Below are 17,902 nucleotides of genomic sequence, written 5' to 3'. Positions count from 1 at the left end.
CGAAGAGATGAGAGTGTCACCTCTTGGGGTGTGCCAAATAGGATCATACATCCAAATGAGTGGAATCGGTTCGCGTTTAAGGCAAGAAAGAGAGCGACTTGGCCTGTCGCAAAAAGTTTTTGGTGAAATTGGAGGCGTTGAAGCCAACGCGCAAGGCAAATACGAAAGCGGTGGGCGTGCGCCCAAAGCCGATTATTTGTCTCGTGTGGCCGAGAGAGGCGTGGATATCCTGTACGTGTTGACCGGGACTGCCACACCGATTCAACTGGAAAATCTGAGCCAGCTTGAAGAGAAAGTACTGGTCGATTATCGGGCGATGTTCAAGGAAGACCAGGATGCAATCCGCCGCCTGACGTCGACCCTGGCCGAGCATTCTCTTTCTCGCAATGGAAAAACCAAGCCGCATCCGCAGGATTCCTGACCTTTTGCCCAGCAAATCCGGCCGTCCACCGCCTGGTGGACGCGTGCCGAGCGGTCAAACTCCATATATATGACGCCTGCGGCTAGGTCTGCGCCCTGGTTTTTTGCTAAGGTGTTCAGCAACCTATAAAGACCATATCGCGAGGTGTCTGCTTGATTAGGGTGCTAGTAGTCGATGACCATGATCTCGTTCGTACAGGCATTACACGAATGCTGGCTGACATCGATGGCCTGCAAGTAGTCGGCCAGGCCGAGTCGGGGGAGGAGTCTCTGATCAAGGCCCGGGAGTTGAAACCCGATGTGGTGCTGATGGACGTCAAGATGCCGGGTATCGGTGGTCTGGGCGCCACCACCAAATTATTGCGCAGCCATCCGGATATCAAGGTTGTGGTGGTGACCGTGTGCGAGGAAGACCCGTTCCCTACACGTCTCTTGCAGGCGGGGGCCGCCGGTTACCTCACCAAAGGCGCCGGCCTCGCGGAGATGGTACAAGCCATTCGCCTGGTATTTGCGGGGCAGCGCTACATCAGCCCGCAGATTGCCCAGCAGTTGGCTATCAAATCTTTCCAGCCCACCAGCGACTCACCGTTCGACGCACTATCGGAGCGGGAAATCCAGATCGCCTTGATGATCGTCGGTTGCCAGAAGGTGCAGTCGATTTCCGACAAACTGTGCCTGTCGCCCAAGACCGTGAACACCTACCGCTATCGCATCTTCGAGAAACTCGCCATCAGCAGTGATGTTGAGTTGACCCTGCTCGCGGTGCGTCACGGCATGGTGGACGCCAGCGCCTGACATGACCACACCGTTTGATCCAAGTGCCTTCCTCTCGACTTGCAGCGGCCGCCCTGGCGTATACCGCATGTTCGACAGCGAGGCGCGCCTGCTGTACGTGGGCAAGGCCAAGAACCTGAAAAACCGTCTGGCGAGTTACTTTCGCAAGACCGGTCTTGCGCCGAAAACCGCTGCCCTGGTTTCGCGGATCGCCCAGGTCGAAACCACCATCACCGCCAATGAAACCGAAGCGCTGCTGCTTGAGCAGACATTGATCAAGGAATGGCGGCCTCCGTATAACATCCTGCTGCGCGACGATAAATCCTATCCCTACGTGTTCCTGTCGGACGGCGAATTCCCACGGCTGAGCATTCACCGTGGGGCGAAGAAGCAGAAGGGCAAGTATTTCGGGCCTTATCCCAGCGCGGGTGCCATTCGTGAGAGCCTGAGCCTGCTGCAGAAAACGTTCTTTGTGCGCCAATGCGAAGACAGCTTCTACAAAAACCGTACACGGCCATGCCTGCAATACCAGATCAAGCGTTGCAAGGGGCCCTGCGTGGGCCTGGTTGAGCCCGCCGAGTACGCCGAGGATGTGCGTCACTCGGTGATGTTCCTCGAAGGACGCAGTAACGCGCTCACCGATGAGCTGTCCGGGGCCATGGAGCTGGCCGCCAGTACCCTGGATTTCGAGAAGGCCGCCGAACTGCGCGACCAGATCTCCTTGTTGCGCCGCGTCCAGGATCAGCAAAGCATGGAAGGTGGCACCGGCGATGTCGACGTGATCGCCGCGTTCGTGAATCCGGGAGGTGCCTGTGTGCACCTGATCAGCGTGCGTGGCGGGCGAGTGCTGGGCAGCAAGAATTTTTTCCCGCAGACCGGGATCGACGAAGACGTCTCCGAGGTCATGGCGGCGTTCCTCGGCCAGTACTATGTAAGCAGCCCCGAGCGCGACCTGCCTTCGGAGCTTATCGTCAACGTGGTCCACGAAGATTTCCCGACCCTGATCGAGGCGATCCACGAACTGCGCGGTCGCGAACTGGACATCAGCCACCGCGTTCGCGGCACCCGCGCCCGCTGGCAGCAACTGGCCGTGACCAACGCCGAACAGGCCCTGGGCGCACGTCTGGCCAATCGACAGCACGTTGCCGCACGCTTTGAGGCCCTGGCCGAGGTGCTCAATCTGGACGAGCCACCGCAGCGCCTGGAATGCTACGACATCAGTCACTCCAGCGGCGAGGCCACCGTGGCCTCCTGCGTGGTGTTCGGTCCCGAAGGCCCGATCAAGGCCGACTACCGGCGCTACAACATCGAAGGCGTCACCGCCGGCGATGACTACGCCGCCATGCACCAGGCCCTCACGCGGCGTTTCAGCAAGTTGAAGGACGGGGAGGGCAAGTTGCCCGATATCCTCTTGGTGGACGGCGGCAAGGGCCAGTTATCCATGGCCCGCGACGTCCTCAACGAACTGGCCGTGCCCGACCTGATCCTGCTTGGCGTGGCCAAGGGCACCACGCGCAAGGCCGGTTTCGAGACGTTGTACTTGAATGATGCCGCCCATGAGTTCACTTTGAAGGGCGACTCCCCGGCCCTGCACCTGATTCAACAGATCCGCGATGAAGCCCACCGTTTCGCCATCACCGGTCACCGTGCGCGCCGCGGCAAAACACGTCGGACCTCAACCCTGGAAGGGGTCGCAGGTGTAGGCCCGACCCGGCGTCGCGACTTGCTTAAACATTTTGGTGGCTTGCAGGAGCTCTCCCGTGCCAGCATTGACGAAATAGCCAAAGCACCCGGTATCAGTAAAAAGCTCGCTGAATTGATTTATGCCAATCTGCACAGCGAATAGAATGCCTTCTCACCTCGTAGCCAGTTGTGCCGATGAATATCCCTAATCTGATCACCGTTCTACGCGTCCTGCTTATCCCGATCTTCATTTTGTTGTTCTATTTACCCTATGAATGGAGCTACGTCGCGTCCAGTTCGGTATTCGCCTTTGCCGCCGCCACCGACTGGCTCGACGGCTACCTGGCCCGCCGCCTGGAACAGAGCACGCCCTTCGGCGCGTTCCTCGACCCCGTGGCCGACAAACTCATGGTCGCCGTGGCCCTGGTGCTGTTGGTGCAGGAGCACGGCAACCTGTGGTTGACCCTGCCGGCCGCCGTCATCATCGGCCGCGAGATCGTCGTCTCGGCCCTGCGCGAGTGGATGGCCGAAATCGGCGCCCGCGCCCACGTCGCCGTCTCCAACATGGGCAAATGGAAAACTGCCGCGCAAATGCTCGCGCTGGTCATCCTGCTGGCCAACCCGTCGGACTTCTCATTCTGGGTCCTCACCGGCTACGCGTTGCTGCTGGTCGCGGCGGGCCTGACCCTGTGGTCCATGCTGCAATACCTGCGCGCCGCCTGGCCGCACCTGCGCACCACCGTTGAAAAGAAATAAAACTTTTTTGAATCAAGGGCTTGACGGGTGCCAAGGATTCTATAGAATGCGCATCACCAAGCGGGAATAGCTCAGTTGGTAGAGCACGACCTTGCCAAGGTCGGGGTCGCGAGTTCGAGTCTCGTTTCCCGCTCCAAGCATTGAAGAAAAAGCCACTCAATCGAGTGGCTTTTTTTTGCCTGAGATTTGTGGAATAGACGCTTTGGCGTCTTTTTATGTTGGAGTAGAGCGCCTCGTTCCGGCTCTCGCTCTCCACCTGGTTCGCTCACAGTCGATTCGGCAGACTCTTACATCATCAACAGATACCTGGCGGATTCTGCGGGCCGACGCAGGTGTAACGTGCTGAGCCTTTCAGGCATTTTCAGGGAAATCAGCATGGTCACTCGTTACGCAAAGGTGGTCCTGGTCGCGATGTTGGCGGCCTTCGCCGCACTGGCAGCATTCAATAACCTCACGGACTACACCTCGAATTTCAACTTCGTCCGGCACGTACTGAGCATGGACACCACCTTCCCCGACAACGCTGCCATGTCGCGTGCGATCACCGTCCCGCAGCTATGGCACGGCGCTTACTGGCTGATCATTGCAGGCGAAGCACTGACCGCCATGGTGTTGGCTGCTGGTGTGCTGATGTTGTGGCGCGCCCGGCACCGCAATGGTCAACAGTTCAACCGCGCCAAGGCCTGCGCCGTCGCGGGCCTGTTGGTGTGGTTCTTCGGCTTTATGGTGATTGGCGGTGAGTGGTTCCTGATGTGGCAGTCCCAGGAATGGAATGGCCAGAACGCAGCGTTCAAATTCTATGCAGCCATTTTGTGCGTGCTGGTGTTTCTCAATCAGCCAGATGCGGATTGCGATTGAAACGCTTCATGCCTGTATCTATGTGGATAGCCGGTGCGCGCGCTGCCCGCAACGAATGGTGGGTTTACTTCGTGCAGGTCAGTCGCGAGTAAGTCGGTGGCTCAAGCAGGATGCCCGGAGTCATGAAGGTTGAGCAGTTGAACACGCGTCCTTTCGCCGTCGTGGCTTTGAATGTCAGTTCAGCGCCGCCCAGGAAGTCTTCCTTGCCCTTGGTGACCGGGCCCATGGTCAGCTCATCCGTGGAGGCCAGGCCGATCGTTTCGGCGGTGACTTTGTGTATCTGCAGAACATTAGGGTTCGTCGCGCAGCCTGCCAGCAGGCCGGTCATTGCAAGCAGTAGAAGGGCGGTTGAGGTTTTGGTCACGGGTGTGGCTCCTTGCGAGTGGCGGCGGCAGGAATTGTGCGACGTGCCGCCTGTGGAAATCATCGAGGGGACAGGGCTTTGCCCCACGGCGGTGGAGTCTAGGAGCGCGTAATTGCCCTCACAATCACCTGGAAGAAATCGAGACGGAACCCACGGCAGAGTGTTCTGGGGCTGAAGGAAATCGGCTACAGCAGGCGTGGCTGTCGCGTTGGGGTTGGGCTTTGCGGCATAGGAACTGGACCTGATGGAGGCCGTGTTTATACTCAGTGAGTCCGTGTTGTGAACGGGGCGAAAAAGATATGGCGTTACACAAGGAGCAAGGAATGGTCTTTGAGCAAGGGAAGACGCGTGTACGGAGCGACGATCAATGACGCTTCGGGCTGTCAGCGCGGAATGCTCCGGCGTGCGTCTGCGGGTGTTGTTGAGTGAGTGCAAGATCGCGCCAATGGATTTCGCACTGTTTTTAAAGATCAGTCCCCAGCGGCTGACCAATTGGTTTTCGCGGGGCATCCCACACTCGCAACTCGATAAGATAGCCAGGCTGTTTAGCGTCAATGCCGACTGGCTGGAAACAGGGGGCGGGGAAAAATTCCTGGCAACAAAAGAATAGCGAAGAACCTTGCTGATGCTGGAGCACACAGCAAAGAACCCCCGGCAGGCGGGGGCTCAAGGTCTGATGTGTGATTGGATTACGACGTGACGGTTCGCAGCGTCAGGTGGGTCGCCGTGGCGGCCAGCTCCAGATCGTCCTCACCGTTGACGATGCGCGTGAATGCCTCCGACTGCGGGTCGAAATGCTCACCGAAATCGTCGTCGCCCAGCTCGTTGCGGGCCAACGCCCACCAGTCGTCGAACGCGTCGACATCGGGGTTGCAGCCGACCGCATAGGCAATCAGCTTTTGCCGACCATTGGCTTGGCGCTCGCCCCTCTCAGCGAGCCAGTAGACGCCCTGATCCTTGACCAGAATGATGGAACATTGATTGGCGATAGCCTCTGCCAGCACCGGCTTCAGATCGCTGCCTTTGAAGCAATGACATGGTGGTCTCCTTGCAACAGCAGGACTCCCCAACCGCAAGGGCGGGCGTCCCTTGGGATGACGGAAGAATGAAGGTATGACGTGGCCAATGCGCCGTTGGCGCATCGCAGTCTTGAAGGCTATGACCGCCTGGGACGTTGCCGGCGACGCCAGCGAACATGGGGGTAGCGTGGTTGATGCTTGGCGGTGGGTGTCCATCAAACCGCATCAGGCCTATGCCGGTTTTGTGGCCGATGGTCAGTACTCATCCAGCAGGAACACTGCAGTAAGGTTCCGGTCCGCTTCGGTGAAGACACAGAGGGCCAAGTCCTCACTGATGGCGTAGGACGACAGCAGGTAGCCGCCTAGCTCCAGAGCTGCATCGTTGTAGCGCCGATGCTCTGCGCGCACATCGCCCCAGTCGCCGCAGATGTGCCGGCGCACATAGGGCAGCGGGTCGAGTAGATCCTGTCGGATCAGGGCGTCCACACAGCGGGAGAAGGTCAGGCCACCGAAGGGAAATCGAGGCTGGAGGGTGACGATGGCGGGCATGGGGATATGCAGATCCTCCACGGTGATGGGGCTTCGTACTCTAGCAAGGTAGAACGTTTCGGCGGCGAGGTCGCGGTCACAATCACGCACGTGATGGCGTTGTTTGTGGGGTCGGCAGGCGTGCTTTGTCTGGGCAGGAAAGTTCCATGGGGCAGGCTCTTGGCAACGTGTCCAACTCCGCAGGTACTTCATCGTTCGCAGACCCATGACGGTGTCACTTTTTATGGGTGAAGGCGTTCGGCCCCGCTGGTTTCCTTGACTGCAAACATCAGGCAGCGCACCGCTTCACGATCCTGTTCCGACAAGCAACGGTAGTAATGGACCAGGCGCTCTTCCTCTCGATTGAGCTGTCGGGGCCGCAGGGCTGTACCGAGGGCGGTACGTAATGAGGGGAAAAGCGAAGTATTTAGCATGATCCAAGTTCTTCATGAGATGAATGGAGACGTGGGCTTCTTGCCCATAACAACTGAATACATAACGTTTATTGTAGAAAAGGGCTCGTTATTTTTCGTGACTGTTGGGTATTTCAGATGGGGCCGTCGGAAGTGTTTGGCGAAGGTGTAGGAGCGATCTCTCAAGGCTGACTGGATAGAGCTGTGATTGTGCAGGGCGCCCTAGTGCGCAGCACTTCGTCGCGCTCGATGTCGCTGATCAGTTTGCCGTCAAGGTTGATCTGGTGCAGGTGTCCGCTGCCGTAATACAGGTGGTTGAGGGCGCGGCCATCCGGCAGGGTCAGGGTGCTGAGGTTGTCCAATGGGTCAGTGGTAACCCAGGGGCCCTGCGGCCCGGCTTCTTCGGTCAGCCGGCCCAGCGGATCGTAGCTAAAGCGCAGGATTTCAGGCTGCACCCCCAGGCGTTTGCCCTGCTGGCTGGGCTGAAGCGCGATGCTCAACAGGCGATCGGCGTCATCGTAGTGGTAGTCGTGACGCGCCTCGGCGGTGATCTTGCTCAGCAGGCGGCCGGCCGCGTCGCGTTCGAAGTCGGTGCGACGCTGCTGGCGCTCGCCGCTGTCGTCATGGCCGGTTTCGGTGACGCAGAGCAGATGGCCGCTGGCGTTGTAGGTGAACTGGCGCTGCAACTGGTCCACGCGCAGTTCGCTGATCAGTCGGTCGGCACTGTCGTAGTCAAACCGGTAGGTGGCGTTGTTTTCGTTGACCAGAGCCACCAGACGCTGGGCCTTGTCGTATTCATACTGCGTGCGCTGGCCTTCGGCGTTACGGCGTTGGGTAGGGAGGCCGCGGGCGTTTCGGTGCAAACGGGTGACATGGCCAGCCCCGTCAGTGTGGGCGATTACCTGGCCCAACGAGTTGTACTCGAAGCTTTCTACGCTGCCGTCGGGGTGTTCGATACGCTGCACTTCGCCTTGCGCGGTGCACTGAAACTGGGTGGTTTGGCGCAGGGCGTCGGTGACGGCGATCAGATGTTGGCGGTCGTCGTAGCGATAGGTGGTGAGTGGTTTTCAATCCTCCTCTCCATCCTCGAAGTGAAGATGATCCATGGAGGCGCACGTAAAATTGCCAATGAATGATGATTCGCTATGTTTGGCTTCTGTTGGGCGGAAGAAGCTATTTTTGATTGCCCAGTCATAAACGCCTATGTCGACAGGGTACTTGGTTAAAACTCCTGTAAGCTTATTATGCTTTATCCAAGCTTTTGCATCTTCAAGTGAAGTGAATAATGCCGATGGAAAGCGGGCCATTGCACCATTAAATACCCATACATCTTTCATTTTTTATCGGCCTCCTATTAGCGATTTTGGAATCTGAACCAGCGTTGTATTTTGTCAACTGATTTTCTGATTGCTGATTTATTGGCATCAATGGCAGCCTGCTGCTCGGTAGTTGGAGTGGGAGCGCCTTTTATTGGTTTACCTGCTTGACCGATTTTTGTCTCTTTGCCGCCTCCTTTGACGTGCAAATGTGCTGGGCCATGATCCCCGCTTCGGGTGTAGTGGACAATTTTAACATCTCCATGTTGTGCGATTAACTTTGGTGGCAGTGCTGGCTCGGTAAACTTGCCGTTGCCTTTGGTCGTCCCGCATGCATTTAATCCAAGTGGATCAATCCACCCCGTCGGATTCACCGCATACTGATACAGGTTATCCCCACCCAGCAACCCAATCGGATCCTGCGTGGTAAAGCGGCCCACTCCCGGATCGTAATAGCGAAACGTATTGTAGTGAAGCCCGGTCTCCGCGTCGAAGTACTGCCCCTGAAAGCGCAGGTGCTGCTCGATGCTCTGCACCTCGAACCGTTCCACCTCGCCCCAGGCCTTGTAGCGGGCCTGCCAGACCAGGTCGCCCTGGGCACTCGTCACCTCCAGCGGTGTGCCGATCTGGTCGGTGTGGAAGTAGTAGAGGCTGGGTTTGCCGCCCTCGGTGCGGTCCACCCGCGCCAGCGGCGCATAGCTGTCGGGTTCATAGATATACAGCTGCTGGCGGCCGCCGCAGGTTTCTTGCAGCAAGCGCAAGCCTTGCCAGAGGAACTGCGTGGTGGTGAGTGCCCCTTCGCTCTCCACCTGTTTGTGCGTGCGTCGGCCCAGGGAGTCGCACTGGTAGCGGGCCTCGTTCAGCAGCGCGCCATCATGGTAGCGCAGGGCCTGCACCAAACGGTTCTCGCTGTCGTATTCAAACAGCTGGCGCTGGTTGGCGCTGCGCCGCTCGATCACATTGCCCCAGGCGTCGTAGCGGTAGTGGTACTGCTGCCAGTGCCGCAGGCGGTTGTCCTTGATATGCCCGAAACGGGTGCTGCGCTCGGGGTCGAGGCGGTTGCCGGCCGGGTCGGTCTCGAAGTGTTCGTTGTTCAGGTGTTCTTTTGTACTGCGGCTGAGCAGGTCGCCGGTTTTCAGGTAGCGGTAGACGCTGGCACCGCGCTGGCGGTCGCTGCTGCTGGTCAGTTCCCCGGCCTTGTCGTAGTGATACCGGCGCTGCAGGTAACTGCCGGGATCGTCGAACAGGTCGTGGGTGTCGCGCTGCGGTTGCAGCACCCGTGACAGGTGTTCGGCACCCCGGCGCGACGCGAATTGCCACTGCTTGCGCCCGCGCACGTCGTAACCAAAGCAACTGCTGAGGCGGCCCTGGCTGCGCAGCACTTCACGGTGCAGGTCGTCGCGCTCGATGTCGCTGATCAGTTTGCCGTCAAGGTTGATCTGGTGCAGGTGCCCGCTGCCGTAATACAGGTAGTTGAGGGCGCGGCCATCCGGCAGGGTCAGGGTGCTGAGGTTGTCCAACGGGTCATAGTGGTAACCCAACACACCTTGTGACCCGGCCTCTTCGATCAGGCGGCCCAGCGGATCGTAGCTGAAGCGCAGGATTTCAGGCTGCACCCCCAGGCGTTTGCCCTGCTGGCTGGGCTGACGCGCGATGCTCAACAGGCGATCGGCGTCATCGTAGTGGTAGTCGTGACGCGCCTCGGCGGTGATCTTGCTCAGCAGGCGGCCGGCCGCGTCGCGTTCGAAGTCGGTGCGACGCTGCGGGCGCTCGCCGCTGTCGTCGTGGCCGGTTTCGGTGACGCAGAGCAGATGGCCGCTGGCGTTGTAGGTGAGCTGGCGCTGCAACTGGTCGACGCGCAGTTCGCTGATCTGGGCTACCAATTGATGTACTGATCTTCAGCGTTGCGGTATTGAGTAGGCTGGCCGGGATGCTGTAATCAAGTTGAACCATGTACACGAATCCTGGCCTACTGCTTAACTAAGATCTTTATCGTACCTTCTATATTTTTTGTTTTTGTTTAATTATTTCGCTCAAGTCTGATGCGGTGATGTTAGTCTCAAGTGGAGGGTAGGTGATTTTTTCAAAAAAATCGTCGAGCTGGCTATTTAATAGTTCATCGCGCTCTGCGCTCTCAACCAAAATTTTATGCGCGGAGCTTATTTTTTTGAAAATTTCGTTTTTTATAAAATAGTGAAGTAGATTTAGTGAGAGTTGCTCGATGTTGTCAGGGTTGCTTGCTCCTAATTTGGCGAGCGAAACTCTAATTTTTTCGAGGTCTTCAATAATTACAATGGCTTGGTTGTTTTCAATTTGCATTGTTAGCACCTGCTAAAAAATTTCGGTTTCGATTTTTTTAGATCCACATCACCATCGATAACATATTCGGTGGCCTGTGTCAGAGGGTTTGACACTTTAGTGACTTTCGATGTGTCCATGTCGAACTCTACATAGTTTCGTGCATCTTTCTTCGCTATACCGTATTTTTCAGCGGCGTCTGCCGCGCTAAGTGGTTTGCCTTTGGCTTTCTCTGTGAAAACTTTATTCTGATCGTATGCTCTAATTATACCGTCATTTTGTATGCCCTTAATTCCTTGATTACTTGTGTAATGACGCAGTCGAACTGTGTCTAATCCCAACGGATCAATCCACCCCGTAGGATTCACCGCATACTGATACAGGTTATCCCCACCCAGCAACCCAATCGGATCCTGCGTGGTAAAGCGGCCCACCCCCGGATCGTAATAGCGAAACGTATTGTAGTGAAGCCCGGTCTCCGCGTCGAAGTACTGCCCCTGAAAGCGCAGGTGCTGCTCGATGCTCTGCACCTCGAACCGTTCCACCTCGCCCCAGGCCTTGTAGCGGGCCTGCCAGACCAGGTCGCCCTGGGCGCTCGTGACCTCCAGCGGTGTGCCGATCTGGTCGGTGTGGAAGTAGTAAAGGCTGGGTTTGCCGCCGTCTGTGCGATCCACCCGCGCCAGCGGCGCATAGCTGTCGGGTTCATAAATATACAGCTGCTGGCGGCCGCCGCAGGTCTCTTGCAGCAGGCGCAAGCCTTGCCAGAGGAACTGCGTGGTGGTGGGTACCCCTTCGATCTCCACCTGCTTGTGCGTGCGCCGGCCCAGGGAATCGTACTGGTAACGGGCCTCGTTCAGCAGCTTGCCATCACCGTAGCGCAGGGCCTGCACCAAACGGTTCTCGCTGTCGTATTCGAATAGTTGGCGTTGAGTTGCGCTGCGCCGCTCGATCACATTGCCCCAGGCGTCGTAGCGGTAGTGGTACTGCTGCCAGTGCCGCAGGCGGTTGTCCTTGATATGCCCGAAACGGGTGCTGCGCTGGGGGTCGAGGCGGTTGCCGGCCGGGTCGGTCTCGAAGTGTTCGTTGTTCAGGTGTTCTTTTGTACTGCGGCTGAGCAGGTCGCCGGTTTTCAGGTAGCGGTAGACGCTGGCACCGCGCTGGCGGTCGCTGCTGCTGGTCAGTTCCCCGGCCTTGTCGTAGTGATACCGGCGCTGCAGGTAACTGCCGGGATCGTCGAACAGGTCGTGGGTGTCGCGCTGCGGTTGCAGCACCCGTGACAGGTGTTCTGCACCCCGGCGCGACGCGAATTGCCACTGCTTGCGCCCGCGCACGTCGTAACCAAAGCAACTGCTGAGGCGGCCCTGGCTGCGCAGCACTTCACGGTGCAGGTCGTCGCGCTCGATGTCGCTGATCAGTTTGCCGTCAAGGTTGATCTGGTGCAGGTGCCCGCTGCCGTAATACAGGTGGTTGAGGGCGCGGCCATCCGGCAGGGTCAGGGTGCTGAGGTTGTCCAACGGGTCATAGTGGTAACCCAACACACCTTGTGACCCGGCCTCTTCGATCAGGCGGCCCAGCGGATCGTAGCTGAAGCGCAGGATTTCAGGCTGCACCCCCAGGCGTTTGCCCTGCTGGCTGGGCTGACGCGCGATGCTCAACAGGCGATCGGCGTCATCGTAGTGGTAGTCGTGACGCGCCTCGGCGGTGATCTTGCTCAGCAGGCGGCCGGCCGCGTCGCGTTCGAAGTCGGTGCGACGCTGCTGGCGCTCGCCGCTGTCGTCATGGCCGGTTTCGTCGACGCAGAGCAGATGGCCGCTGGCGTTGTAGGTGAACTGGCGCTGCAACTGGTCGACACGCAATTCGCTGATCAGTCGGTCGGCACTGTCGTAGTCAAACCGGTAGGTGGCGTTGTTTTCGTTGACCAGAGCCACCAGACGCTGGGCCTTGTCGTATTCATACTGCGTGCGCTGGCCTTCGGCGTTACGGCGTTGGGTAGGGAGGCCGCGGGCGTTTCGGTGCAAACGGGTGACATGGCCAGCCCCGTCAGTGTGGGCGATTACCTGGCCCAACGAGTTGTACTCGAAGCTTTCTACGCTGCCGTCGGGGTGTTCGATACGCTGCACTTCGCCTTGCGCGGTGCACTGAAACCTGGTGATTTGGCGCAGGGCGTCGGTGACGGCGATCAGATGTTGGCGGTCGTCGTAGCGATAGGTGGTGACCTTGCCGGAGCAATCCTCATAGCGAGTGAGCTGGGCAAAGGCGTTCCAGCTCAGAGTCTTGGTTTTGTGCAGTGGGTCGGTAATGGTGTGGGGCAGGCCATCGTCGCTATTGGCGTACCGCGTGACCTGGCCCACGGCATCGGTTTCGCAGATCAAGTTGCCGGCACGGTCATAGTCTGCTTGCCAGGTGCCGCCGTCCGGTGCGCGGACCCGCGTGACCAACGGGGTGTTGAAGTGATAGCGGTACTCGGTGGTGCGGCCGAGGGAATCTGTTTCGGCGATCAGCCGCGAGTATTCATCGTACTGAAAGGCCAGGCGCTGTTCGCCCGGCAGCGTCAGGCCGACCAAGTTGCCGCAGTCATCCAGATCGATCGTGTAGTGTTCGCCGCCGAAGTCCCGGCTGGCAATGACCCGGCTGTCATGGTTATAGGTGACCTGAGCTTCGCGCTGCAAAACATCGGTGATGCGCGTAGTGCGGGCCTCCAGGTCATACGTGAAGTGATAGTGCTCGCCATCGCTGGTCCAATGCTCGACCACACGCGCCTGGCCGCCGAGGTGTTGCCAGCGGTACTGGCAAGCCAAACCCAGCGCGTTGCGGTGAACGACCATCAGGCCGTCTTCGTAGACGAACTGGCGAACCATGTCGCCGTTGCGGTTGATAACCTGGTTGAGCTGCCCGTTGGCGTCGTAGCCATAACGCACGAGGGTTTCCACGGGCAGGTTGTCGACGACGCGCTTGACCTCGGTGAGGCGTCCCATCGGGTGCTCATAGTGCAAGTGCATGCGCCAACCGCCGCTGGCGGTTACGTCGGTGAGTTGGCCGATCTCGTTGTAGGTCAGCGCGATGTAGTGGCCCAGTGCGTTCTCGATGCGTAGCAGCGGGGCGGGGCTGCCGTCTTCGGTGACTTCACCGAAGTAGAAGAAGGTGTTGTCCAGGGTTTGTAGCAGGTAGTGGCCGCCCTGGCTGCGCACCAGGGTCAACCGTTCATGGGGGGAGTAGATGCGTTCGCCTGGCTCCAGCACGACAAAGGGGACGCTGCGGCCTTGGTTATCGCTGAGGTAGATGAATTCGCCGTTCTGGTGCAGGGACTGCTCCCATGGCAGCACCCAGCCCTGGCCAAGCACGCTGTCCACGTTCAAGTCGCTGGCGTAGAAGCGAGACCAGTGAATGGGCATCAGCCCCGGCAGAATGAAGTCGGTCTCTTGTTCTTCGAGCAAGAATTTGCGGCCGTTGGTTGCGTCAACCGGGTTTCCGAAAATGGCTCCCGCTGCGCGATCCATTGCAGGGCTGAGCACATAGTTCTCCAGCACGCTTCCGGCAGCGTATCCAGCGAGGTAGCGTTTGATGCACGGCTTTGCTGCTTTCATAGCCGCGAGCAGGCTACGCGGTGACATCGCTGGGATTCTTGCACGACTCAGTGAAGCCAATACCATCAGCACATCGACTGTAACTCTCAGCCCAGCAGGCACCTCATCACTCACCGGCAGGTATTGTTCGCGTCCGCCGCCAATGAATACATTGGAGGAGCCGCCGTCGATGGTTGCCCCGCAGGTGGTCTTGTCACCCTTGCGCGCAGCGGGGAAGCTGTTGATGAAGACGTTGGAGGATCCTTCGGCAATCAACGGATCGGTATGCTGGTCGCATGTCAGTTCACTGAACTTGGCGATGGCTGCCCGCTTGCCATTGATAAACACATTGCGCGAGGTCGTGGTGATGCGTCCCGCTACTGAGCTGAAGTGCTTGCCAATCGATTCCCCCAGGGAAGGCATCATGGGGCCGAGCGCGCCAAGCAGGCCTATCAGCAAACAGGCACCCAGGCCACCCGTACCTATGGCGATAGCGGCGAAGGCTACCATCGCCAACCCGATAGCAGCCCCAATCAAAAAACCGGTCAAAGCACTGGTGTGAACAATCTCATCGTCCCAACGAGCAGCCTCAAACATGCCGGGCTACTCCTGCTCGGAAGTGGTGGTAGTAAGCCCGGGTTCGGGTACAAAGCTGTTCAACAGCGTGAGCCAATCCGTGTTTTGTTGTGCGCTGAACTCGCCTGGGCGTGTTGTGGAAAACACCAGTACTCGCCCTGGCTGCACTTCGAACGCAGCCTGGCGCTGGAAGAAGGCCTGACGGTCATTGAAGTAATAGGCGTCAACCTGCAAGCCAGGGAGCGGATCGGCTTGGGACAGTACTGCCGCCGAGCGGCCCAGCACCGTGTAACCCTTGTACTTGGCGCTGATTAGTTTGATCTGCCGTTCGAAGTAGGTACTCAGTTCTTCGCCGGGCAGCGTGTTGTCGCGGGAGAGGGTGATGCTCAGCGGAGCAGGGATGCTGCTCCCCAACATAAACATGTTGACGCTGCGATCTTCAAAGCCCTGAGGCAGGGTGATACGACCTTCCGGTAGTGGGTAGTCCATGACAAAACAATCCTGCGCAAATCAAGATGGGGAGGGGTTAAGCACTGGTCAAGGTGTCGAGTAAGGCATCGAACTCGGGAAGCCAATCGGACAGCGCCTCATGGCGGCATCCGAATACGCAGCTGATACAGAACCATTGCCGGTGGGTGTGCCCGTTTACGGGGAGCAAGGCACCGACACTGCGACCGTGCTTTTCTTCGTTTTCGCGTGTGAAGCGGTAGTCGAGCACCAAGGCGCGGGCGCCTGCCAACGTGCGTTCGCTGCGCCTCAAGATGTGGAGTTGTTTGCAGTGGTGTTGAAGCTCTGCACATTCGGTGTCCATGGCGCGCTCCAGGGTATGGTTGTCCGGGACCGGGAGCCGTTGCAGGTTGATCGAGACTGGATGACCTTGTTTGTACAGTGTGATTTCAGCGCGAGTAGGGGTGAGATTCTCCGGGAACGTCAGTTGCAAGCCCGCTAGAATGAGGGAGCAGTGCTCGGGCTGCAGCTCGCTTGTTATGTCTTGCGCTGATGCAGCGATCTCGGGCGCAGGAGGCTCATCTGCCTCAACCGTTGGAACATTGTGTTCGGCCAAACGCCTCTCGCTGAGCCGGTCGTACAGGTTGCGTTGTCTCATCATGGCGCCTTAGGAATCCTGATTGATGTGAACGGTTTTGCCTTGCACTGTGGTGCCTTGGCTACCTTCAATGAGAATTGCATCTGCCTTGAGTGCAATGCTTTCAGGGGTCATGACAATGCTGCTGTTCCCCACCTGCAAGATCACCGTTGTCTTGGCATACAGGTGAATGCCTTGCTGGGTTGTGGTAAGGGTAAAGTCACCTTCCAACACTGTAATCGCAGCATCTTTCCTAACCGTTTCGGTGTGGCTGCCGCCTACGTTTGTGACACGGTTGTTGCCTATGCTAAGGCTTTCGTCATGTTCAACTTCGGTGTCCATATTTCGCTCGGCGTGCACCGAAATGCGCTCACTGCCCTGCTTATCTTCAAATAACAGCGAGTTGGCATTGGCCCCAGAACCCTTGGTCGAGCGGGTAAGAAAACCACTCTGCGTCTTGTTGGCCGGCAAGCTCCAAGGCGGTGTGTTCTTGCTGTTGTAAACGCTGCCGGTGATCAGTGGGCGGTCGGGCTGGCCGTCCAGGAACGACACCACTACTTCATCGCCAACCCTGGGGATGTGGATGCTGCCGAAGCCACCGCTCGCAGAGGTTTGCGAGACCCGAACCCAGCAGGAACTCTCTTCTTTCTTGCGCTGGCTGTTGGCGCCGCGTGACTCTCGGTCCCAGTGGAAATGGACCTTCACCCGGCCCAGATCGTCCGTGAAGATCTCCTCACCGGGCGGGCCGACCACGATGGCCGTTTGCGGGCCGTGAACGGTGGGGCGAAGGGTCAGTGGTTGTGCACGGAAAGGGATCTTCTTGCGGATGCAGGTGAAGTTATTCTCGTAACCGGCCTCGCTGCCGGTCAGGTAGTTGTTGCTGCCGTGATGGTTCACGGTGAGCAACTGAAACTGCCGGTCTTCTATCGTGTCGCGGTCATGTTCGTGGTGCTGGGTTAGTTCAAAGGTGAAGCCGGGGCACATCGCCCGGCAGTTGCTGGCACCTCCAAATATTTTTCCCTGCACTTCCAAGGCTTCGATGCGGTGGCGTACAAGGCGTTCACCATCGGCGCTGCTTGCGTGAGTGTATTGCCCTGGGAAGTCATAGATCTCGTAAGCGGTGACATCGCCCTGCTGATTAAGACTTTGCAGGTTTACCGGTAAAAGGTGATCCGGTTGTTTGTAGTCGAATGTCTGTACGGCAATCTTTCCAGACTGCAGTTGGCGACGACTGCCCCATCGGAAGATCGAGTCAGCGGTCTCGTTGATTGACGTGCTGTGATAACGAATGGTGGGCTGCTGCAACAATGGCTTGAGCAGGTTGGAAGCGTCGGTGATGATCAGGGTGTGCTGGTCGGCACTGTGCTCAAAATAAAAGAACAGGCCTTCACTCTCAAGCAAGCGCAGCACGAAATTCAAATCAGACTCTCGGTACTGGGTGATGTAACTCCGTGACGGCAGATCACCCAGCAAGCGGAACTCGTATTGGGCAAGCGGTGTGTAGTCAGCAAAAACCGAGCTGATGACTTGCTCAATGGACTGATTTTGGAAAATGCGTGAGTTAAAGCGTTTGCCGAGCATCCACAGCCAAGGGGTCAGTGTTGCCGAATAATGGGTCAGGTTGCCCTGGCTGCCGGAATTGCCAAACTGGGTGATATAGCCATGCACGTGGCGGGCTCCGCCATCGGCAAGTTCGATCTCTAAGCAGGCAGGTTTGCCGATCAGTGTCTTGAGTTCAAGTGCTGGGTCTTGGGAGAGCATTGATAGGGTAAAGTTAAACAGCAGTGAGAGACCCTCAGTGCCATTGAAGTTCTCCAGCAGTAACTCTTGAAGCTCCAAAGTCGGTGTTGTCAGTTTGATTAAACGATGATTTTGAGGAGCAAATATTGATTCCAGATCCATTTGTGCGAATCCTAGGTGGTTTGGGCTGTGTGACGTTGGTCTTTCAAATGTGGGCGAGGGGGCCATGGCTTTTTACTTGAAAATCCATTGCACACTACGACCTATCCATGAGGCGTTTCTCAATTCGCGAATTTCTTCGATATTGCAGAAGGTTAAGATGATATTTGCTTTTTTTTGGTGCTGCTTTAGCTGCTTTAGCCCGGAAACAGTATTGCGCATATAGTAAAAAATGTACGTGCAACCAATGAGCGTTGACACTCCGAAAAATAGGAGGGTGAACTCAAATTTCTCCAGGTACGGGAATATTATAGATATTAATCCTGTGCAGGCTCCGACAATCACGAAATG

The 17,902-nt window shown here is 57.8% G+C and carries 16 protein-coding genes, 1 tRNA gene and 1 pseudogene; 7 read left to right on the top strand and 11 right to left on the bottom strand.

The window, feature by feature from the left end; genetic code table 11:
* Positions 1-55: 55 nt before the first annotated feature.
* From TU82_RS28305 to TU82_RS23395, 6 genes are all read left to right on the top strand, one after another.
* Positions 56-421, top strand: a complete 366-nt coding sequence (locus TU82_RS28305) for a helix-turn-helix domain-containing protein (protein ID WP_082632077.1) — start codon at positions 56-58, stop codon at positions 419-421.
* A gap of 152 nt (positions 422-573) precedes the next feature.
* Positions 574-1,215 carry a response regulator transcription factor GacA gene (gene gacA / locus TU82_RS23415; RefSeq protein ID WP_017530522.1) on the top strand — a complete coding sequence of 214 codons (642 nt, stop codon included), beginning with the start codon at positions 574-576 and terminating at the stop codon, positions 1,213-1,215.
* A gap of 1 nt (position 1,216) precedes the next feature.
* Entirely contained in the window at positions 1,217-3,040 is a 1,824-nt protein-coding gene (gene uvrC / locus TU82_RS23410; RefSeq protein WP_057725614.1) for an excinuclease ABC subunit UvrC, read from the top strand.
* Positions 3,041-3,072: 32 nt separating this feature from the next.
* Complete coding sequence (pgsA, locus tag TU82_RS23405; RefSeq protein ID WP_003190391.1) at positions 3,073-3,633, top strand: CDP-diacylglycerol--glycerol-3-phosphate 3-phosphatidyltransferase; 561 nt, start codon at positions 3,073-3,075, stop codon at positions 3,631-3,633.
* Between the two features lie 60 nt (positions 3,634-3,693).
* Positions 3,694-3,769 (top strand) — tRNA-Gly (locus TU82_RS23400).
* A 239-nt stretch (positions 3,770-4,008) separates the two neighbouring features.
* The gene (locus TU82_RS23395) at positions 4,009-4,491 is read left to right on the top strand and encodes a DUF2165 family protein (protein ID WP_057725613.1); all 483 of its coding nucleotides are present in this window, start codon (positions 4,009-4,011) and stop codon (positions 4,489-4,491) included.
* A 64-nt stretch (positions 4,492-4,555) separates the two neighbouring features.
* Here the strand turns inward: TU82_RS23395 and TU82_RS23390 are convergent, their stop codons facing one another.
* Complete coding sequence (locus tag TU82_RS23390; RefSeq protein ID WP_231982743.1) at positions 4,556-4,855, bottom strand: hypothetical protein; 300 nt, start codon at positions 4,853-4,855, stop codon at positions 4,556-4,558.
* A gap of 367 nt (positions 4,856-5,222) precedes the next feature.
* On the opposite strand from TU82_RS23390, the gene TU82_RS23385 reads away from it, so the two are divergent.
* A complete protein-coding gene (locus TU82_RS23385; RefSeq protein WP_057725612.1) occupies positions 5,223-5,465 on the top strand; it encodes a helix-turn-helix domain-containing protein in 243 nt (80 codons plus the stop codon).
* 79 nt (positions 5,466-5,544) lie between these two features.
* On the opposite strand, the gene TU82_RS23380 is transcribed toward TU82_RS23385, so the two are convergent.
* From TU82_RS23380 to TU82_RS23335, 10 genes and pseudogenes are all read right to left on the bottom strand, one after another.
* Positions 5,545-5,859, bottom strand: coding sequence for a DUF3085 domain-containing protein (locus TU82_RS23380; RefSeq protein WP_057725611.1), 315 nt, complete (start codon positions 5,857-5,859; stop codon positions 5,545-5,547).
* A gap of 270 nt (positions 5,860-6,129) precedes the next feature.
* A complete protein-coding gene (locus TU82_RS23375) occupies positions 6,130-6,423 on the bottom strand; it encodes a hypothetical protein (RefSeq protein WP_057725657.1) in 294 nt (97 codons plus the stop codon).
* A gap of 601 nt (positions 6,424-7,024) precedes the next feature.
* A pseudogene (locus tag TU82_RS23370) lies at positions 7,025-7,873 on the bottom strand (type IV secretion protein Rhs); the annotation flags it as partial.
* Between the two features lie 9 nt (positions 7,874-7,882).
* On the bottom strand, positions 7,883-8,122 hold the full coding sequence (locus TU82_RS29635; RefSeq protein ID WP_428838890.1) for a DUF7710 domain-containing protein: 240 nt from the start codon (positions 8,120-8,122) through the stop codon (positions 7,883-7,885).
* Positions 8,123-8,169: 47 nt separating this feature from the next.
* Positions 8,170-10,014, bottom strand: coding sequence for an RHS repeat-associated core domain-containing protein (locus tag TU82_RS23360; RefSeq protein ID WP_057725608.1), 1,845 nt, complete (start codon positions 10,012-10,014; stop codon positions 8,170-8,172).
* Between the two features lie 118 nt (positions 10,015-10,132).
* Positions 10,133-10,450, bottom strand: coding sequence for a hypothetical protein (locus TU82_RS23355; RefSeq protein WP_057725607.1), 318 nt, complete (start codon positions 10,448-10,450; stop codon positions 10,133-10,135).
* Between the two features lie 2 nt (positions 10,451-10,452).
* Positions 10,453-14,589, bottom strand: coding sequence for an RHS repeat-associated core domain-containing protein (locus TU82_RS23350; protein ID WP_057725606.1), 4,137 nt, complete (start codon positions 14,587-14,589; stop codon positions 10,453-10,455).
* A gap of 6 nt (positions 14,590-14,595) precedes the next feature.
* Positions 14,596-15,057, bottom strand: a complete 462-nt coding sequence (locus TU82_RS23345) for a DcrB-related protein (RefSeq protein ID WP_057725605.1) — start codon at positions 15,055-15,057, stop codon at positions 14,596-14,598.
* Positions 15,058-15,094: 37 nt separating this feature from the next.
* Positions 15,095-15,673, bottom strand: coding sequence for a DcrB/PsbP domain-containing protein (locus TU82_RS23340; protein ID WP_156421693.1), 579 nt, complete (start codon positions 15,671-15,673; stop codon positions 15,095-15,097).
* A 9-nt stretch (positions 15,674-15,682) separates the two neighbouring features.
* Positions 15,683-17,554 (bottom strand): type VI secretion system Vgr family protein, encoded by a 1,872-nt coding sequence (locus tag TU82_RS23335; protein ID WP_057725603.1) that lies wholly within the window; start codon positions 17,552-17,554, stop codon positions 15,683-15,685.
* Positions 17,555-17,902: the final 348 nt, after the last annotated feature.

Origin of the sequence: Pseudomonas orientalis (assembly GCF_001439815.1) — a bacterium.
Taxonomy (GTDB): Bacteria; Pseudomonadota; Gammaproteobacteria; order Pseudomonadales; family Pseudomonadaceae; genus Aquipseudomonas; species Aquipseudomonas orientalis.
Note: the sequence above shows the minus strand (reverse complement) of the source record. Positions and strands in the feature narration are given on the sequence as shown.